General features: G+C 70.6%; 13 protein-coding genes and 2 tRNA genes. 4 read left to right on the top strand and 11 right to left on the bottom strand.

Annotated elements, in window-relative coordinates:
• Positions 1 to 12 precede the first annotated feature (12 nt).
• Positions 13 to 939 (bottom strand): MFS transporter, encoded by a 927-nt coding sequence (locus tag FGD71_RS29000; RefSeq protein ID WP_240436823.1) that lies wholly within the window; start codon positions 937 to 939, stop codon positions 13 to 15.
• A 225-nt stretch (positions 940 to 1,164) separates the two neighbouring features.
• On the opposite strand from FGD71_RS29000, the gene FGD71_RS29005 reads away from it, so the two are divergent.
• Together FGD71_RS29005 and FGD71_RS29010 are read left to right on the top strand one after the other, a co-directional pair.
• Complete coding sequence (locus tag FGD71_RS29005) at positions 1,165 to 1,569, top strand: DUF6336 family protein (protein WP_119103496.1); 405 nt, start codon at positions 1,165 to 1,167, stop codon at positions 1,567 to 1,569.
• Between the two features lie 495 nt (positions 1,570 to 2,064).
• On the top strand, positions 2,065 to 2,493 hold the full coding sequence (locus tag FGD71_RS29010) for a VOC family protein (RefSeq protein ID WP_119103497.1): 429 nt from the start codon (positions 2,065 to 2,067) through the stop codon (positions 2,491 to 2,493).
• A gap of 132 nt (positions 2,494 to 2,625) precedes the next feature.
• Here FGD71_RS29010 and FGD71_RS29015 read toward each other — a convergent pair whose 3' ends face one another.
• The 3 genes from FGD71_RS29015 to FGD71_RS29025 all read right to left on the bottom strand — a co-directional run bounded on the left by FGD71_RS29015 (position 2,626) and on the right by FGD71_RS29025 (position 3,848).
• Positions 2,626 to 3,282: a signal protein gene (locus tag FGD71_RS29015; RefSeq protein WP_119103514.1), complete on the bottom strand. Its 657-nt coding sequence runs from the start codon at positions 3,280 to 3,282 to the stop codon at positions 2,626 to 2,628.
• 177 nt (positions 3,283 to 3,459) lie between these two features.
• Positions 3,460 to 3,532: transfer RNA gene (locus FGD71_RS29020), tRNA-Arg, on the bottom strand.
• 222 nt (positions 3,533 to 3,754) lie between these two features.
• A tRNA-Ser gene (locus FGD71_RS29025) sits at positions 3,755 to 3,848 on the bottom strand.
• Between the two features lie 233 nt (positions 3,849 to 4,081).
• Between FGD71_RS29025 and FGD71_RS29030 the strand changes: the two genes are divergently transcribed.
• Both FGD71_RS29030 and FGD71_RS29035 read left to right on the top strand, forming a co-directional pair.
• Positions 4,082 to 4,534 (top strand): SSI family serine proteinase inhibitor, encoded by a 453-nt coding sequence (locus tag FGD71_RS29030; RefSeq protein ID WP_119103498.1) that lies wholly within the window; start codon positions 4,082 to 4,084, stop codon positions 4,532 to 4,534.
• A 247-nt stretch (positions 4,535 to 4,781) separates the two neighbouring features.
• Positions 4,782 to 9,404, top strand: coding sequence for a PAS domain-containing protein (locus tag FGD71_RS29035; RefSeq protein ID WP_119103499.1), 4,623 nt, complete (start codon positions 4,782 to 4,784; stop codon positions 9,402 to 9,404).
• Between the two features lie 75 nt (positions 9,405 to 9,479).
• On the opposite strand, the gene FGD71_RS29040 is transcribed toward FGD71_RS29035, so the two are convergent.
• From FGD71_RS29040 to FGD71_RS29070, 7 genes are all read right to left on the bottom strand, one after another.
• Positions 9,480 to 11,129: a long-chain fatty acid--CoA ligase gene (locus tag FGD71_RS29040; RefSeq protein ID WP_119103515.1), complete on the bottom strand. Its 1,650-nt coding sequence runs from the start codon at positions 11,127 to 11,129 to the stop codon at positions 9,480 to 9,482.
• Between the two features lie 254 nt (positions 11,130 to 11,383).
• Positions 11,384 to 11,938: a SigE family RNA polymerase sigma factor gene (locus FGD71_RS29045; protein WP_119103500.1), complete on the bottom strand. Its 555-nt coding sequence runs from the start codon at positions 11,936 to 11,938 to the stop codon at positions 11,384 to 11,386.
• Between the two features lie 340 nt (positions 11,939 to 12,278).
• Positions 12,279 to 13,451 carry a lipid-transfer protein gene (locus FGD71_RS29050; RefSeq protein WP_119103501.1) on the bottom strand — a complete coding sequence of 391 codons (1,173 nt, stop codon included), beginning with the start codon at positions 13,449 to 13,451 and terminating at the stop codon, positions 12,279 to 12,281.
• Positions 13,448 to 13,855, bottom strand: a complete 408-nt coding sequence (locus FGD71_RS29055; protein ID WP_181359298.1) for a MaoC family dehydratase — start codon at positions 13,853 to 13,855, stop codon at positions 13,448 to 13,450. The genes FGD71_RS29050 and FGD71_RS29055 overlap by 4 nt, the downstream gene beginning before the upstream one ends.
• Before the next feature lie 44 nt (positions 13,856 to 13,899).
• Complete coding sequence (locus FGD71_RS29060; RefSeq protein WP_119103502.1) at positions 13,900 to 15,087, bottom strand: acyl-CoA dehydrogenase family protein; 1,188 nt, start codon at positions 15,085 to 15,087, stop codon at positions 13,900 to 13,902.
• 1 nt (position 15,088) lies between these two features.
• Entirely contained in the window at positions 15,089 to 16,078 is a 990-nt protein-coding gene (locus tag FGD71_RS29065) for a bifunctional MaoC family dehydratase N-terminal/OB-fold nucleic acid binding domain-containing protein (RefSeq protein WP_240436825.1), read from the bottom strand.
• A gap of 11 nt (positions 16,079 to 16,089) precedes the next feature.
• The gene (locus FGD71_RS29070; RefSeq protein ID WP_119103504.1) at positions 16,090 to 17,274 is read right to left on the bottom strand and encodes an acyl-CoA dehydrogenase family protein; all 1,185 of its coding nucleotides are present in this window, start codon (positions 17,272 to 17,274) and stop codon (positions 16,090 to 16,092) included.
• Positions 17,275 to 17,414 lie beyond the last annotated feature (140 nt).

A 17,414-nucleotide genomic window follows, 5' to 3' on the forward strand; every position in this document is an offset into this window, starting at 1 on the left:
CGAGTACCGCGCTCATGCGGCCTGCACCTCTTCCCTGGCCTCCAGGTGTATCTGCCGAGTGTGCTGGGAGCGTTGTGCCCAGCGGACGGCGAGTGGCGCGACCAGGCCCGTCAGAGCGAACATCGCTCCCACGACGTACCACCCTGGCCGCCCCCATGTGATGCAGAGCGCGATGAGCAGACCTGGCCCGAGGGCTTCGGCCAGTCCGGCTCCCAGGCCGAACACGCCCAAGTACTGGCCGGTGGCGTGCTGTGGGGCAAGAGCAAAGGACACCTCGAAACCGGCGGCCGAGTGCCACAGCTCACCGACGGTATGGATCACCACTGCGGTGATGAGCAGCATGGCAGCGGCCCACGCCGGCACCCCCGCGGCCAGCGAGATCATCGAGCAGGAGACAAGGAAGGCCACGCCCGCTCGCCGGTAGGCGTTGCCACCGGCCTTGGGGGAATCGATGCTGCGGCTGGCCCGCACCTGACAGGCGACGACGATCACGGTGCCGGTGAGCATGGTGCCCGAGATGAGCCAGTGCGGGGCGCTGGTGGCTCCGACCAGCCAGAGCGGGATGGCCACGGTGAGCACCTTGAACTGGATGGCCATGATGCCGTCGAGGGCGGTGAGCAGTATGTAGGGCCCGTCCCGCAGGGCGCTCCAGCGAGGGCCGGCGACGACGGGTCGGAACTCCTGGGGCCGATCCCCTCCGTAGTGCCTGATGAGCGGACTACGTGCGGCCAGACCGGCCGCCTTCGCCCCGGCAGTCGCGCACACCGCGAGAACGAACAGCCAGAAGCCGTCCGCCAGCAGGAAGCCGGCCGTTGCCAACGCCTGGACCACAAGGGTGGCCGCGTAGACGCCGCGTGCTCCGCACACATCGGCGAGGTGACCGACGACGATGCCCACGGCCAGCGCGATGGCGCCGGCGATGCCTAGTCCGAGCCCCACTTGGCCTGCCGGAAGGTGAACCGCCTCCGTGAAGTACAGAACCCCGGCGGTCAGATACCGGCCACTGCCAACGGTGTAGACGAAGTTCGAAAACGTGCTTAATTGCACTGAATCTCGGACCAGGAGGTCGCAGGGTCAGGGCTCGTAGGGTCCAGCGGGCTGTCGGCGTGATGGCGGCCAGGGGACGTTGTGGCTGCTCGGGCCGAGCGGGCTAGGGTGCTGGCCATGGCTTTGGACCAAGACGGCGTGATGCTGCCGCGGCTGCGGCCGGCGGACGTTGCACGGCGAGGCGTGACCTTCGGCCTGCTGGGCGTGGTGCCGCTCGTGGTTGCGGCTTTGAGTATCCCTGGCCACAGCAACCGACGAGACTTCCTGGCCGTCGTCAGTGGTGTTGTCGGCCTCTTCGGTGCGATCCTGCTGCTGATCGGTGCTGGCTTTTGGTGGGCCAGTGCGGGGGACGTCCGCCGCGTGCGGGACTGGCGCACCCTCACGGGACAGGCCGCCTCAGTGACCGTCGTGGGTCCGCTGTTCCTGCGCTCCGGGCTGTTTCTGCTTGTCCTCGGAGCTGCCGCTCTCGGGCTGTACCAACTCGTGGCCGCTGCACCTTACGGCAGCTGGTTGTACAGCTAGAACTTGCCCTCGACCGGCAAGCGGTCACATGAATAGCGCAAGACCAGAACACTGCCTCTTCACCAGTAGCCCGCGAGAACTCGCTGCGGTCCGGCATCCGGCATCAGGTGGGGCATGACAGAACTCCGCATCCCGGGCGGACAGTAAGGACCGCACCAGCTTGCTGCACATTACTTGCAAGAGCAAGATAGTTGCGACAACTGCGGATCTTCTGTGGCCCGTGTTCGGCTGACTGTCCGTCTGCGCGGTGTCGCCTCGCCCGTCGGCGTCGAGTGAACGGCCGGAGCGCGGCGTTGTCTTAGCCCATGGTGATCACTAAGGTTGGCTGGGTGACTGCCGGGTCGGCCATGGGCCATACACGAGTGAGGTTCCCGGCCTCGGCGTGAGCACGAGGCGGGTGAGAGCCCCGCCCCTCTTCCGAGTCTTCCAGCCCTGCCCGGTGCCCATGGGGCGCCACTCTCAGCGGACCTCAAGACCCGGAGACACACACCGCCCATGCCGAATGCATCGCAGTACCCGCATGAATCCGAGCTTCCGACGACCACCGTCCAGCTCAACCACACCGCCATCTACGCCAGTGACCGGCACCTGTCCGCCGAGTTCATCGCCGCGGTGCTGGGTCTGAAAGTCAGCGCTCCATTCGGGCCGTTCCTCCCCGTCGACCTCAACAACGGGGTGACGCTCGACTACTACGAGAAGCGAGACGAGCCGATCCAGCCGCAGCATTACGCGTTCCTCGTGCCCGACGAGCAGTTCGACAGCATGATCGCCCGACTGGAAGCGATCGGCGTCACCTACTACGCCGACCCGAACCACAACGAACCCGGCCAGATCAACCGCCTGTTCGGTGGACGCGGCGCGTACTTCGACGACCCGGCCGGCCACAACATGGAGATCATGACCCGCCCCTACATCCGCCCTTAGCGACGGCCCGGAGGGCCCCCGTCTGCTGGGCGGCGATCCGCGGATCACCCGCAGTCGGCCGACGGCAGTCGCGCACCCCGCTCGCGTCAGTCAAGGAGATCCCGAACTCGGGGTCTCCTACGCGCCCTTCTCCTACGCGGGATCAACTGTCAGGGAGTAATCCACACCAGTCGCGAAATCCTCGGACTGACCGCGAATCGTCAGCGTGTGCTTTCCGGGCCGCAAGGGGGGCAACTGGACCCACAGGCCGCACCCGGTGGCGCTGAAGCGCCCGTCCGTACCGGTGACGGGATTGTCGGCGACGCCCTCCGCGGTGATCGCCTCTCCCCGGATGGTTTCCGAGTCGACCCTCTTACCGTCCAGGACTGCGGATCCCTTGGCTGCGCTCATGAAGTCTGTGCAGTCCGCCGGGCCACCGATCAGGTTCACGAGGGGGAACGCGAGAGGTACCCCGTTGGGGACGCTGCAGGTGCGCTTGACCTGAGTGCCGAACGTGCCCGCCAGGAACCACACATCCTGCGGCTGGTTATTCCCGCACGCACTTCCGTCCTCGTCAGCGACCGGGCTCGTGCGTTCAGGCTCCGACAACGCCCATGTCCACCACCGGCTCTGCAGAACCTCAGGAGAGAGGCGCGCTTTGGCATGCGACGGCCTCGCTGAAGCAGGAGCTGTCGATGCCCGCTCCGTCTCCGTCGAGTCCTCTGCTCCCTCGGATGCGCCGGCCCCACATCCCACCAGTGCAGCCAGCACCATGGCCATGAGTCCCGCTCTGCCGGTCTTGCTCTTCATGAACGCCCCCTCCCGCGCCGCACAGACCTCGACCCCCCGGTCGCCGTGCGACATGCGCGGACACCCTATCCGCGAGCCGGCCGAGCGCTCCGGTCACGGTTGCCGTTGCCGTACTTCGCTGCGGTACGGCCCGCAAACGCCAGGGGCCCCGGATCACTCCGGGGCCCCTGACCTGTGTGCACTCGGCAGGATTCGAACCTGCAACCTTCTGATCCGTAGTCAGATGCTCTATCCGTTAAGCTACGAGTGCTTGCGTGTTCTGTTGTGTTGGCTCTTCCTGGCGGGCTTTTCGGCCCGGTCGGCGTCGCGGGAACAACATTACATGACTGGCGGCGTGAGGCGAAATCCGTTTACCGCACCCGGCCTGACCTGGGAAGATGGCCAATAAACGGTCGAGAAGCGGCCCGCCGGGGACGGGGCCGCGGGAACGGCCGAAGCCCCGGTCACTGATGACCAGGGCTTCGGGATCATGTGGCGGAGGCGGAGGGATTTGAACCCTCGATGGGCTTTAAGGCCCAAACCGCATTAGCAGTGCGGCGCCATAGACCGGACTAGGCGACGCCTCCAGCACAGCCGCCCGCGCGAGCGCGAGTGGTGCGTTGCAGATGATGACACAGCCGAGCGGGGTGTCACCAATCGCCCCCTACGGTACTAGGCGGAAAGGGCGGAGGGCAAAGCACTGACCGCGGCGCAACGTCGCGGGACGGGCGGCGTTAGTGATGTGGGGCCCGTGGCCCCATTCCAGCCCCATTGCATCCCGATTCGATCCCCCTTCCGCCCGCACCCCGTGGAGCCCGCCATGTTGCGCCGCCTCGCTCTCACCGCCGCCGCCTCCGCCGCCGCGTCCTTCGCCGCGCTGGCCACAGCGCCCCCGGCCGCGTACGCCGAAACGCTTCCCCACCTCCCGACGCCGCCGGCGCACGACGCCGACCACCTCACCGTGGCGGTCAGCGACGCGGGCGACGGCATGGACGGGACGTACGAGCTCGACTGTCATCCGGCGGGTGGCACCCACCCCGACGCCCAGGCCGCCTGCGCACAGCTGGACAGGAGGACGCACTGGGGCCAGGACCCCTTCGCGCCCTCCCGGCCCGACGGGATGTGCACGATGCAGTACGGCGGTCCGGCCACCGCTCACGTCACGGGGACCTGGGCCGGGCGGCCCATCGACGCGACGTACGAGCGCGGCGACGGGTGTGAGATCGCGCGGTGGGACGCCCTCGTGCCCGTACTTCCGGAGCTCGATGCCTAGGGCACCTCGATCGCGACGCCCGGAGCAGCTCAAGCGCGACGCCCAGAGCAGCTCAAAAAAAGGGGAGGTCACAGGTTCTGCGTCTCTTCTGCGTCTTCTCTGTCTCTCATCTGCGTGCGACCTCCCTCTCATCCGGCGTCCCGAGCGCAACCACTGGCCGTAGACTCCCTCGGGTGACACGTCGCGGACTGGTTGGCAAGATGGCTTCCGCGGTTGGCAAGGTGCGGTAACAGGGAGGAAGCGTCTCGTGAGCAGCAGGCCATCCCGAGGCGCTGCTCGCCTCGCTGCCATACTCGACGCGCTTCCCGACGCGTTGGTGCTGGTCAACGCCAATGGCACCGTCGTCAACGCCAACACCATCGCCCTGGAGGCGTTCGAAGCCCCGGGCACCGCTCTGGTGGGACGCGGGCTGCTCGATCTGCTGCCCGAGTTCGACTCCCGGCTGATTCCCGGGTCCATGCGCCGGCCCGCCACCACCGACCCCCGCGGGCAGACCAAACCGCGGCGGATGATGGCCCGCCGCACCGATGGCAGCGAGTTCCCGGTCGAGGTCACGAGCGCCAACCTGGAGGACGGCCAGCAGGCGTACGACGGCTACGGCTACACCGCCGACGAGCTGCTCATGCTCGTCGTACGCGACCTCTCGGGCACCGTCGACACCGAGGCCGAACTCGCGCGATCACAGCGGCAGACCGAGATGATCCTGCGGGCCGCCTCCGAGGGCGTGATCGGGACCGACACGGAGGGGCGGGTCGTACTCGTCAATCCGGCCGCCGCACAGATACTCGGCTTCCGGGCCAGCGACCTGGGCGGGCAGGAACTGCACCCGCTGATGCTGCACTCGCGCGCCGACGGCGAGCCCTTCCCGTACGAGGAGTCGCCGCTCGCCGACACCCTGCGCTCGGGGCGCAAGCACCGGGTGCGCGGGCAAGTGCTCTGGTCCAAGAGCGGCGACAGAGTGCCCGTCGACCTGACGACCGCGCCCGTACGGGACGGTGACCAGCTCGTCGGCGCTGTGATGACCTTCACCGACCGGCGGCCGTACGACGCGCTGGCGGAGGAGAAGGACGCGGCGGACCTGCGGCATCAGGAGGAGCTCGCGCGGACCGCCGAGGAGCACGCGGCAGAGCTGGCCTCGCTCCGGGAGGAGCACGGCAAGGAGTTCTCCGAGCTGCGCGAGGCGCACGAGGAGGAACTGGCCGCGGGCGACGACCGGTACGCCGCACTCGCCGAGCGGGAGAAGGACCGGTACGAGGCGCTGGCCGCGCGGCACGAGCAGCTGCTCTCCGTGCTCGGGCAGTCCCTGCGCGGCCCCCTCGACCAGCTTCGCGGTGAACTGTCCGCCCTCGCCGCCGACGACGCCGGACAGCTGTGGCCCGAGGCCAACCAGGTCCTGCACCACCTCGCGGCCGGCTACTCGCGGATCACCACGCTCATCGACAACGTGCTCAGCTACCAGCGGCTCGACATCGGTGCCGAGGACGTCGCCCGTACGAAGGTCATGCTCGACGCGGTCGTCGCCGCCGGCGTCGACGGGGCCGTCGAGCTGATCGGCCCCGGGCGGGTGCAGTTCGCCGTGCACGCGCCGCCCATCGAGGCCGAGGTCGACCCGCAGCGGCTCGCCACCGCCCTCGCGCACCTCGTCGCGGACGTCGCCGGCGTCGACTCGACGGGCAACGCGCCGGTCTCGGCCGGTGGCTACATGGACAACACGGTCGTCGTGGCGGCGGCCCAGCGCGGTGAGGTCGTACGGATCGAGGTACGTGGGCCGTACGCCGGGGGAGACCCGGTGCACGAGCCCATCGTGCGCGGCATCGTGCGCGCGCACGGGGGAGTGCTGCAGACGCACGAGGTGCCGGGGATGAGCGGCAGTGCGTTCGTGCTCGAGGTGCCGATCGGGGGTGGGGCCGGGGCGGTTTCGGCTCCGGCTCCGGCTCAGGTGCCGGCCCTTGGCGCGGGTGTGGATGTGTCCATGGATCCGGGCCCCGGCGCGACGGACGCGGCAGGCGCGGCGAGTGAGTCGGGTGCGCCGACGGCCGGTGGGCCCGGTACCGCGCTTGCGCTGCCTGAGCAGCAGGGCTCGCCCCAGGGCGGTCGCGGACGGCGGCGGGCCCGGCGGGCCTCGGTGGACGCCTTCCTGGAGAGCGAGGTCGCGTCTTCGACGGACACCGGAGGGTCCGCGCCCACCGGGCGGCGACGCAGGCGGGCGGCCGACTCCGGGGACGGGACACAGGCGTCGGTTCCTGGCGCGGGCGACGGGACCGAGGAGGGGCCCGGCGGGGCCGCTCTCGACGGGCCGAGCGGTGCCGGTGGAGCGGGTGCAACAGGTCCAGCAGGTGGGACCGGGCGGCGGCGCGGACGGCCCAGTCCGGCGGAAGGCGGCGGGGTCGCCGAGGGTTCCGTCATGACCGCGGCCGAGCATGCCGCGGGGACCGCGGCCACCGGCCTCGGGGAGACGGTGCCTCCGCAGGGGGTTCCCCACTCCGGGGAGCGGCGTGCGCTGCGGGACGACGCGCGACAGGCCCTGCCCGCGGCGTTGCCCGCGAGTTCCGGATCGGTTCCAGCTCAGGCCCACGCCGGTGACGGGACGGCTCAGCCCACGGGACGGCGTCGGCGTGCGCTGGCGGCCGCGGCGGAGCGCGCCGCCGCACAGGAGGCCGAGCCGCGCTCCGTGTTCGCGCTGCCTCCGGCGAATGCCGACCGCGGCCCCGAGTACGCCGCCCAGGAGCATGGCCACGGTCAGGTTCATGGCCAGGGCCAGGTGCAGGTGCAGGTCCAGGGCCAGACCGACGAAGGCCGCCACGATGCGGCACTGCACGAATCAGCCGACGATCACACCCCGCCACAGCCGCATCCGGTGGAGGCTCCGACCGGCCGTCGACGGGCTCGGCGGGTCACAGGTCAAGGACAGGCGCAGGGGGACACGGCGGGGGCGGCCGCGCTGCCTGGGCAGGAGCAGGGGGCAGCGGTGCAGGATGCCCCCGGCGTTCCCGGACAAGGGGCGCCCGCGCCGGTGGCGGCGCAGAGTGGCCCGGCGCAGAGTGCCCCGGCGCAGATGAGCCCCGCGGTCCAAGGGGCTCCGGCTCAGGGGGATGCCGGTCAAGGAGTGCCCGGTCAAGGAGTTCCCGATCAGGGAGTTCCCGGTGCCGTCCCGGGGGCTACCGGACAGGGCATGCAGCAGAGTGCCTCGGCACAACGCGTGCCTCCGCAGGGCGTCCCCGCGCAGGCCGCCGCCGCGGCGACCAACCCCGCAGGCGGAATCCCCGCGGCGACGACGGCGAGCGGAACCCCCGCGAATGCCGGTACGTCACCCCAGGGCACCACCCCCGTCACGCAGACCGCCCAGCCCCAACCCGAGCCTCAACCTCAAGCCCAACCCCAGCCCCAACCCCAGCACCAACCGACTGCTGCCCCAGGCCCTCAGAGCTGGGCGCACACCGCCGACACCCCGGCCGCGTCCCAGCCCGCCCAGCCGGAAGCGGACGCGAACACCACGGGAACTGCCCCCCGCGCAGCCCAGCCCCTCCCCGCCGAGGCAGCGCCCCCTGCCGCCCCCGCGTCCCCTGCGGCCCCCGCGCTCCCCGCGGCGCCCGTGGACCCCGACTCCACCCAGGGCCGTGCGTTCAGCGTGCGTACGCTCGGACAGGGCGTCCCCTTCGGCCGCCGGATGAGCGACGCACAGCAGCCGCAGCCCAACCAGCCCGCGCTCCCGGCGGCCCCGAAGCCACAACCACAACCGCAGCCGGCAAAGGCACAGGCGCAGCCGCAGCCGCAGGCGGGACCCCAGCCTCAGTCCCAGGCCTCCACCCCTCCCCCTAACGGGACCAACGGCTCCGGCCGCCGCCGCAAACTCGGCACCCGTAACGAGCCCGTGCCCGAGCCGGTGCCTGTCCCCGAGCCCGCGGCCGAGCACGCCGAAGCGGCGGCCCGCCCGCACCCCCAGCCGCCTCAGGCCCAGCAGCCCGCACCTCAGGCCCAGCAACCCGCGCCGCAGACCCGGTTGGCCGACGCCACTGACGGCAACGGCCGCTCGTACGCCATAGGGGCCCCCGACGAGAACGCCGACGAAGGCCCCGAGCCGCTCGACGGCCCCGGCGGCGCGATCGAGGTCGCGGATCAGCCCCAGCCGCAGCCGATGGACGACGAACTGCCCCCGGAGCCGCTGGACAACCCGCGCCGACTGCTGGTCTGGCCGGCGCCGGACGTCACCACTCAGCAGGCGCTGAGCGACCGCGGCTACCGCCCGGTGATCGTCCACTCGCGCGAGGAGGTCAACGCGCAGATCGCCGCCTTCCCGGCCGCGCTCTTCGTCGACCCGCTGACCGGCCCGATCACGCGTACGGCCCTGCAGTCGCTGCGTACGGCCGCGGTCGCAGCCGAGGTCCCGGTACTCGTGACGGCAGGCCTCGGACAGGCGACGCGTGAGGCGGCGTACGGTGCCGACCCCGCCGTACTCCTCAAGGCGCTGGCGCCCCGCGACAGCGAGCAGCACCCGCCGCGCGTGCTGCTCATCGAAGAGCACGCGGAGATCGCGCTCGCACTGACCTCGACGCTGGAGCGGCGCGGGATGCAGGTGGCGCGGGCCTCGTCCGACGCGGACGCCGTCACCCTGGCCGCGCAGATGCGGCCGAACCTGGTGGTGATGGACCTGATGCAGGTACGCCGCCGCCGTGCCGGAATCGTGGACTGGCTGCGCGCGAACGGGCAGCTCAACCGCACCCCACTCGTCGTCTACACCGCCGCCGTAGACCAGGCCGAACTCCCGCGCCTGGCTGCGGGGGAGACGGTCCTGTTCCTCGCCGAGCGCTCCACGAGCACCGAGGTGCAGAGCCGGATCGTGGACCTGCTCGCCCGGATCGGCACGAACTGATTGCTTCACCTATGTGAGTTGGGGCGCTGTTTCACGTGAAACAGCGCCCCAACTCACATACCGGCCCAAAAGCCGTCAGATCTGTGTGACGTCCAGATCGCCCGCCGCGTACTGCCCGCGCAGCACTTTCTTGTCGAACTTGCCCACGCTCGTCTTCGGCACCGCCTCGATGACCGTCCAGCGCTCGGGGAGCTGCCACTTGGCGATCTTGCCCTCGTCGGCGAGGAAGGCGCGCAGGGTCGCGAAATCAGCGGTGGCTCCTTCCTTGAGGACGACGGTGGCGAGGGGGCGTTCGCCCCACTTGTCGTCCGGGACGGCGACGACGGCGGCCTCGGCGACGTCCGGGTGGGCCATCAGGGCGTTCTCGAGGTCCACCGACGAAATCCACTCGCCGCCGGACTTGATGACGTCCTTGGCGCGGTCGGTGAGGGTCAGGTATCCGTCGGGACTGATCGTGCCGACATCACCGGTCTTGAGCCAGCCGTCCTCGCTGAACTTGTCGGCGGGGCGCAGGACTTCCGCGTCCTGACCGCCGTAGTACGCGCCCGCGATCCACGGGCCGCGCACCTCCAGCTCGCCCGCGGACTCGCCGTCCCAGGGCAGCCGCTCACCGCCGGGGCCGGTCAGCCGCGCTTCGACGCTCGCGGGGAAACGGCCCTGCGTAAGGCGGTACGCGAACTCCTCGTCCGTGCCGATCACCCGGGCCGGCGGCCGCGCGATGGTACCGAGCGGCGAGGTCTCCGTCATGCCCCAGGCGTGGCAGACGCGCATGCCCAGCTCGTCGAAGGCGGCCATGAGGGCGGGCGGACAGGCGGACCCGCCGATGGTGACCTGGCCGAGCGAACTCACGTCCCGGGGCTTGGCCTTGAGTTCCTGGAGCAGGCCCTGCCAGATGGTCGGGACGGCCGCCGCGTGGGTCGGGCGCTCGCTCTCGATCATCTCGGCGAGCGGGCCCGGCTGCAGGAAACGGTCCGGCATCAGCATGTTCACGCCGGTCATGAACGTCGCGTGCGGCAGCCCCCAGGCGTTCACATGGAACTGCGGGACCACGATGAGAGACGTGTCCTGGTCGGTGAGCCCCATGGACTGCGCCATGTTGACCTGCATGGAGTGCAGATAGATGGAGCGGTGGGAGTAGACGACGCCCTTGGGGTCGCCGGTCGTCCCGGAGGTGTAGCACATCGCCGCGGCCTGGCGTTCGTCCAGCTCCGGCCAGTCGTAGGTCTCCGGCTTGTCCGCGATCAGGTCCTCGTACTCGTGCACCCGCACCTGCGCCGACGCCCCGTCCAGCAGCGAACGGTCGCCGGGACCCGAGACGACCACATGCTCGACCGACTTGAGGTGCGGCAACAGCGGCGCGAGCAGCGGCAGCAGCGAACCGTTGGCGATGACGACGCGGTCGGCGGCATGGTTCACGATCCAGACGAGCTGCTCGGCGGGCAACCGCAGGTTGAGCGTGTGCAGGACCGCACCCATGGACGGGATCGCGAAGTACGCCTCCACGTGCTCCGGGTTGTTCCACATCAGCGTCGCGACCCGGGCGTCGCCCTGAACCCCGAGGTCGTCACGCAGCGCGTGCGCGAGTTTGGCCGACCGTGCCCCCACCTCGGCGAACGAGCGCCGCCGCGGCTCCCCCTCTCCGGTCCACGTGATCACCTGCGACGAACCGTGGAGGGCCGACCCATGGGTCAGGATCCTCGAGATCAGCAGCGGTACGTCCTGCATCGTGCTCTGCACGGCGTCCTCCCGGGGGCGACGTTGCCTACGCGGTGGTAAGGGTTGCGCTGATTCTGCTCACATACCGCGCGGTATGTCACTAGTACCGGGAATGATCGATCACGTCGTGGTGAAGGCGATCTCCTGGTGGGCGCTTTGCGGGCGCTTTGCCGGGGCTTTGCTGCTGCGCCCCGGGCCGGGCGGACGGTGCACACGGCGGTGGCCGGGCTCAACGCACGGCCCCGGCAAGGGCACCGCATCACTCAGCGGACCGGCTCGAGCTCCGGGTCCTCACGGAGCTTGCCGAGCGCACGCGACACGGCCGACTTGACCGTGCCGACCGAGACGCCGAGCACCTCCGCCGTCTGCGCCTCGCTCAGATCCTCGTAGTACCTCAGAACGACCATCGCCCGCTGTCGGGCCGGCAACCTCATGATCGCGCGCCACATCGCGTCGTGCAGCGCCTGCTGCTCCGCCGGATCCCCGGCCGGGGGCATCTCGGGCTCCGGCAGCTCGTCGCACGCGAACTCGTCGACCTTCCGCTTCCGCCACTGCGACGTCCGCGTGTTCAGCAACGCCCGGCGTACGTAGCCGTCGAGCGCCCGGTGGTCCTCGATCCGCTCCCACGCGACATACGTCTTCGTCAGCGCGGTCTGCAGCAGATCCTCGGCGTCGCTCGGGTTCGCGGTCAGCGAGCGCGCGGTACGCAGCAGCACGGGCTGGCGGGCCTTCACGTACGACGCGAACGTCGGGTACGCGAGGGTCTGCGCCCTTGGCGTGGCGGCGTTCGAAGCGCTGGTGCAGACGGGTGTGGTCATGGCTCCACGCTAGGATCGCCCTCTCTCCAGCGGATCGGCCGGAGGTCCCGAAGCGTTGTCCGCCTCAGGTTGTAGGAGTGGTGCTGCCCCCACCTCCTGAAGGTGGACACGACGGCCCGTTCCCCTGAGGGTTCACCCCTGACAGACGGCTCCCAGAGGAGTAGCGACGGGCTTCGGGGAGTTCCGCAGGAGTAGGTCTGGGCTCCGCGGGGTTCCAAAGGAGCAGAGCCGCGCGGCCTGTGGTCAGGGGAAGCAGGACAAACCGGCACCTCCGTCGTCCTCCCCAGGATGAATCCGCTGTTCAGGCTCCAGGATCAGCCCTGCTCGTCCGGCCACCGCATCAGTCCCGCTCGCCCCGTTCCAGAATCAGACCCGACGTGGGAACCCCCGTGCCCGCCGTGACCAGCACTCGGCGGGCGCCGGCTATCTGGTTCACGGACGTCCCGCGCAGCTGTCGTACCGCCTCCGCGATGCCGTTCATCCCATGCAGGTATGCCTCCCCGAGCTGGCCGCCGTGCGTGTTCAGGGGCAGCGGCTCCTCGGCGACGAAGTCCGCGGCCTCGCCGGGCTTGCAGAACCCGAACTCCTCGAGCTGCATCAGCACGAACGGCGTGAAGTGGTCGTACAGAATCCCCACGTCGATCTCGGCCGGCGTCAGCCCGGACGTGCGCCACAACTGCCGCGCCACCACACCCATCTCCGGCAGCCCTGTCAGATCGTCGCGGTAGAAGCTGGTCATCTGCTCCTGCCCCCGGCCCGCGCCCTGCGCGGCCGCGGTGATCACGGCGGGCGGATGCGGCAGATCGCGCGCCCGCTCCACCGAGGTGACGACCAGGGCCTGGCCGCCGTCGGTCTCCTGGCAGCAGTCCAGCAACCGCAGCGGCTCGACGATCCAGCGCGAGGCGGCATGGTCGGCGAGCGTGATCGGTCTGCCGTGGAAGTACGCCGCCGGGTTGGTCGCCGCGTACTTCCGGTCCAGGACCGCGACGTGCCCGAACGCCTCGGGTCCCAGGCCGTAGGTGTAGAGATAGCGCTGGGCCGCCATCGCCACCCAGGACGCCGGCGTGAGCAGCCCGAACGGCAACGACCAGCCGAGCGCCGCGCCCTCGGCCGACGGCTCCCTCCGCTGCACCCCGGAACCGAATCTCCGCCCCGACCGCTCGTTGAACGCCCGGTAACAGACCACGACCTCGGCCACCCCGGCCGCCACCGCGAGCGCGGCCTGCTGGACGGTCGCGCAGGCCGCGCCGCCCCCGTAGTGGATCCGCGAGAAGAAGGACAGGTCCCCCATGCCGGCCGCCTGGGCGACGGTGATCTCCGGACTGGTGTCCATCGTGAACGTCACCATGCCGTCGACATCGGCCGCCGTGAGCCCCGCGTCGTCGAGCGCGGCCCGCACCGCCTCCACCGCCAGCCGCAGCTCACTGCGGCCCGAGTCCTTGGAGAACTCTGTGGCCCCGATCCCGACGACCGCCGCCCGGCCGCCCAGAGAGTCCCTCGTCCGTACGCTCATGGCCGGCTCACCCGGTCGGCGCCGCCCGGAAGCACCAGGGTCACCGTCCCCGTGACGTGCTTGCCAATGCCGTTGGTCCCGACGACCCTCACCGTGACCGTGTCGCCCTCGGCTTCCTCGACGGTGCCGGTCAGCACCATCGTGTCGCCCGGGTAGTTGGGCGCCCCCAGCCTGATCGCCACCTTGCGGAGAACTGCCGTTGGGCCGAAGTGATCGGTGATGTAGCGGCCGACGAGCCCGTTGGTCGTCAGGATGTTCATGAAGATGTCGGGGGAGCCCTTCTCCCGCGCGAGCTCCGCGTCGTGGTGCACGTCCTGGTAGTCGCGCGACGCGATGGCCCCGGCGACGATGAGCGTGCGGGTGATCTCGATCTCCAGCGGCGGCAGCGTGTCCCCGGTACGCACTGACCCCACCGGCCCCATCGCCCCCACGGGCGTCGCGTCGATGTTCATGCGTCCCCCTCCTCTCCCTGCACGATCAACTCCCCCAGTTCCTGGAGCACTTCGCTCCCGCACCCCAGATACGCGTCCAGCTGCCGCCCCCACAGAAAGTGCCGGTGCACGGGATGGTCGAGGTCGGCCCCCATGCCACCGTGCAGATGCTGGCCCGTGTGGACGACGCGCTGCCCCGCCTCGGACGCCCACCACGCGGCGGTCAGCGCGTGCGTGCCGTATTCCAGACCCTCGTCGCGCCGCCACGCCGCCTCGTACGCCGTGACTCGTATCGCCTCCGTGTCCATGTACGCGTCGGCGGCCCGGAGTTGGACCCCTTGCTTGGCCGCCAGGGGCCGCCCGAACTGCTCGCGGGTGTTGGTGTGCTCCACGGCCCGGGCCAGCGAACCCGCGCACACTCCGGCCTGCAGCCCCGCAAAGGCGGTACGAGCGGTGGCGAGCACGTCGTCATAGACCCGAGCGTCGCGCACCCTTTCGCTGCGCACCCTGTGGCCGTGCACGCTGTCGTCGTGCAGGCTGTCGTCGCGCACGGCGCCGTCGTGCATCCCGACGTCATACACGCCTGCGCCGGACCCCCCGCCGCCGTCCCCGCCCTCGTCTCGCGTCGAGCCTGTGCTCGGCCCGAGCCGCTCCGCCGGTGTGCCGTCCAGCGTCAGCCGCCCCGCCGACCAGGGCGCCGTCAGCTCGACGGGCTCGCACCGCGCGTCGGCGGTCCGCACCAGCCACAGTCGGCGCTCGTCGTCCGCGACCAGGACGTGCGTGGCGTCGCGGAGCCACGGCACCACGGCCACGGTCCCGCTCAACTCGCCGCGCGTGTCCACCCGTACGGCGGCCTCGGGAAGTGCTCCGGTCACCACCACCGTCCCGTCCCCGATGTCCGGCAGCAGCCGCTCCCGCTGCTCCGCCGAACCGTGAGCCGACACCGCCAACAGCCCGTACACACAGCTCGCCGCGAACGGCACCTGGGCTGTCGTCCGTCCCTGTTCCTCCAGCAGGAGCACCAGTCCGAGGAGCCCTATGTCCTCGACGGCGGCCACGAGCCCGGCTTCGCACAGCGTCTTCCACAGCTCGGCGTCGCTGCCCGGCCCGGCGGCAGCGAGCCGCTCATGCGTGGACAGGTCGCCGAAGATCCGCGCGGCGAGATCACGGGCCGCCGCCTGCCCCTCCGTGGGCGTGAAGTCCATGTCAGCCCTCGCTCCCCTCGACGGCACGGAAGACCGGCAGCTCCAACTCCTCGTCCGCCCGCAGGAATTCGAGCCGCACCGGCGTCCCGATCCGCACCTCGTCGTGCGGCACGCCCACCACGTTGCTGATCATCCGCACTCCCTCGGCGAGTTCGATCAGCGCCACCGCGTAGGGCCCCGCCGCGGCAGCGGCATGATCGGTCGCGGTGAAGGCGGGGAAGGGCGGGTGGTGCATCACCACATACGAGTAGACGGTTCCCTCGCCGCTCGCCTCGACCGTGTCCCACTTCGGGGACCCGCACGCGTTGCACCCCGGCAGCCAGGGAAAGCGCAGCGTCTTGCATCCGTCGCAGCGCTGGATCAGCAGCCGGTGCCGGGCCACGCCCTCCCAGAACCCGGCGTTGTCCCGGTTGACGACGGGACGGGGACGCCTGGGACGCGCTGAGCTCTCCGAAGCCCCCTCCCGCCCTTGGGCCGCAGGCGCGTACTTGAGGATCCGGAACCTATGCGTCCCTGCCAGTTCACCTCCTGCCCGCACATCCATCCGTGTCGTGACGAAGTGCCCCGTGCCGAGCTTGGTCGTCTTGCGCTGCGAGACCGACTCGATCAGCGCGTCGAACGTGATCCGGTCGCCAGGCCGCAGCGGCCGCAGATACTCCTGCTCGCAGTCGGTGGCGACCACGGACGTGTAGCCCGCGCCGTCGAGCAGGCCGAGCAACTCGTCGAACGCCTCCGAGCGTGCCGCGTGCCCGGACAGACCCCCCATCGTCCACGCCTGGAGCATGGTGGGCGGCGCCATGGCGTCCGGCCCCGCGTACGCCGGATTGGTGTCGCCCATCGCCTCGCACCAGTGGCGGATCATCGGCTCGTTGACCAGGTCCTTGCCCGCACCCCCGACGGCGGACGCCCGGCCCTCGTACGCCTTCAGCCGCGCATATACGTCCTCTGCAACGTCCTCGCTCACGTCCGCCCGCTCGTCGTCCGGGCCCACCCCCTCACCGCTCACCGTCGCCCCCTCGTCATCCCGAGCCGCATCGTCGCCACGATCTCCCGCTGCACCTCGCTCACCCCGCCCCCGAACGTGTTGATCTGCGCCGCCCTGTTCATCCGCTCCAGCTCGCCGTCCCCGAACGCCCCCGGCGAACCCGAGCGGACCAGCCCGTCCGCTCCCACAATTTCCTGACACATTCGGTACACCGCGACCGCCGATTCGGTTCCCACGAATTTCACGCCGCTCGCATCACCGGGCGCCGGCCGACCGGCCCCGACATCCCCCACCAAACGCCAGTTGAGCAGGCGCGATGCCGCCAGCCGGGCATGCGCCTCGGCCAGCCTCGACCGCACCCACGGCTCGTCAACCCTGCGCCGTCCCGTCACCGGATCAGGCGTACGGGCGGCGGCCAGCGCGGCCGCGTAGAAATCCTCGGCCTGCATGCCGATCGCCGCGAGCGCGACCCGCTCGTGGTTGAGCTGGTTGGTGATGAGGCCCCAGCCTCCGTTCTCCTCGCCGACGAGATTGCCCGCCGGGACGCGGATGCCGTCGTAGTACGTGGCGGTCGTGGTCAGCCCACCGACCGTCTCGATCGGTGTCCACGAGAAACCGGGGGCGTCGGTGGGCACGAGCAGGATCGAGATGCCCTTGTGCTTGGGCGCTTCGGGATCGGTACGGCAGGCGAGCCAGATCCAGTCGGCGTGCTGCGCGTTGGAGGTGAAGACCTTCTGGCCGTCGATGAGCCAGTCACCGCGGCCTTCACGCCCCTTCTCCGCATCCACCCGCACGGCCCGGGTCCGCAGCGACGCCAGATCCGTGCCGGCTGACGGCTCGCTGTACCCGATCGCGAACACGAGTTCCCCGCGCAGGATCCGCGGCAGGAAGAAGTCCTTCTGCTCCTCGGTGCCGTACTTCATCAGTGTCGGACCGACCGTGTTCAGCGTCACCATCGACACCGGCGCACCGGCCCGGTAGGCCTCGTCGAAGAACACGAACTGCTCGTCGGCGCCTCGCCCTTGGCCTCCGTACTCGACGGGCCAGCCCAGCCCGAGCCATCCGTCGGCGCCGATCCGCCGCAGAAGCGCCCGCTGTCGCCCCGAGTCTGCGGGCGGCGGCCCGTCCGGCATCAGGTCACGGAAGTACGTACGGAGTTCGGCGCGCAGGCGTCGCTGGCGCTCGGTAGGGGCGAGGTGCACGGTGAGCGGCCCTCCCGACCTCGTACGAACAAGGGTTTCTGACTGTCCGTCAGATACCTGGGAGTGTCAAGGTCACCGCGAAAACGCCCGCGCGGCGGCGCCGAAGCACCGCCGCGCAGACCCCTTGCACCCCCACCCCC

The organism is Streptomyces sporangiiformans (assembly GCF_005768555.2).
GTDB lineage: Bacteria > Actinomycetota > Actinomycetes > Streptomycetales > Streptomycetaceae > Streptomyces > Streptomyces sporangiiformans.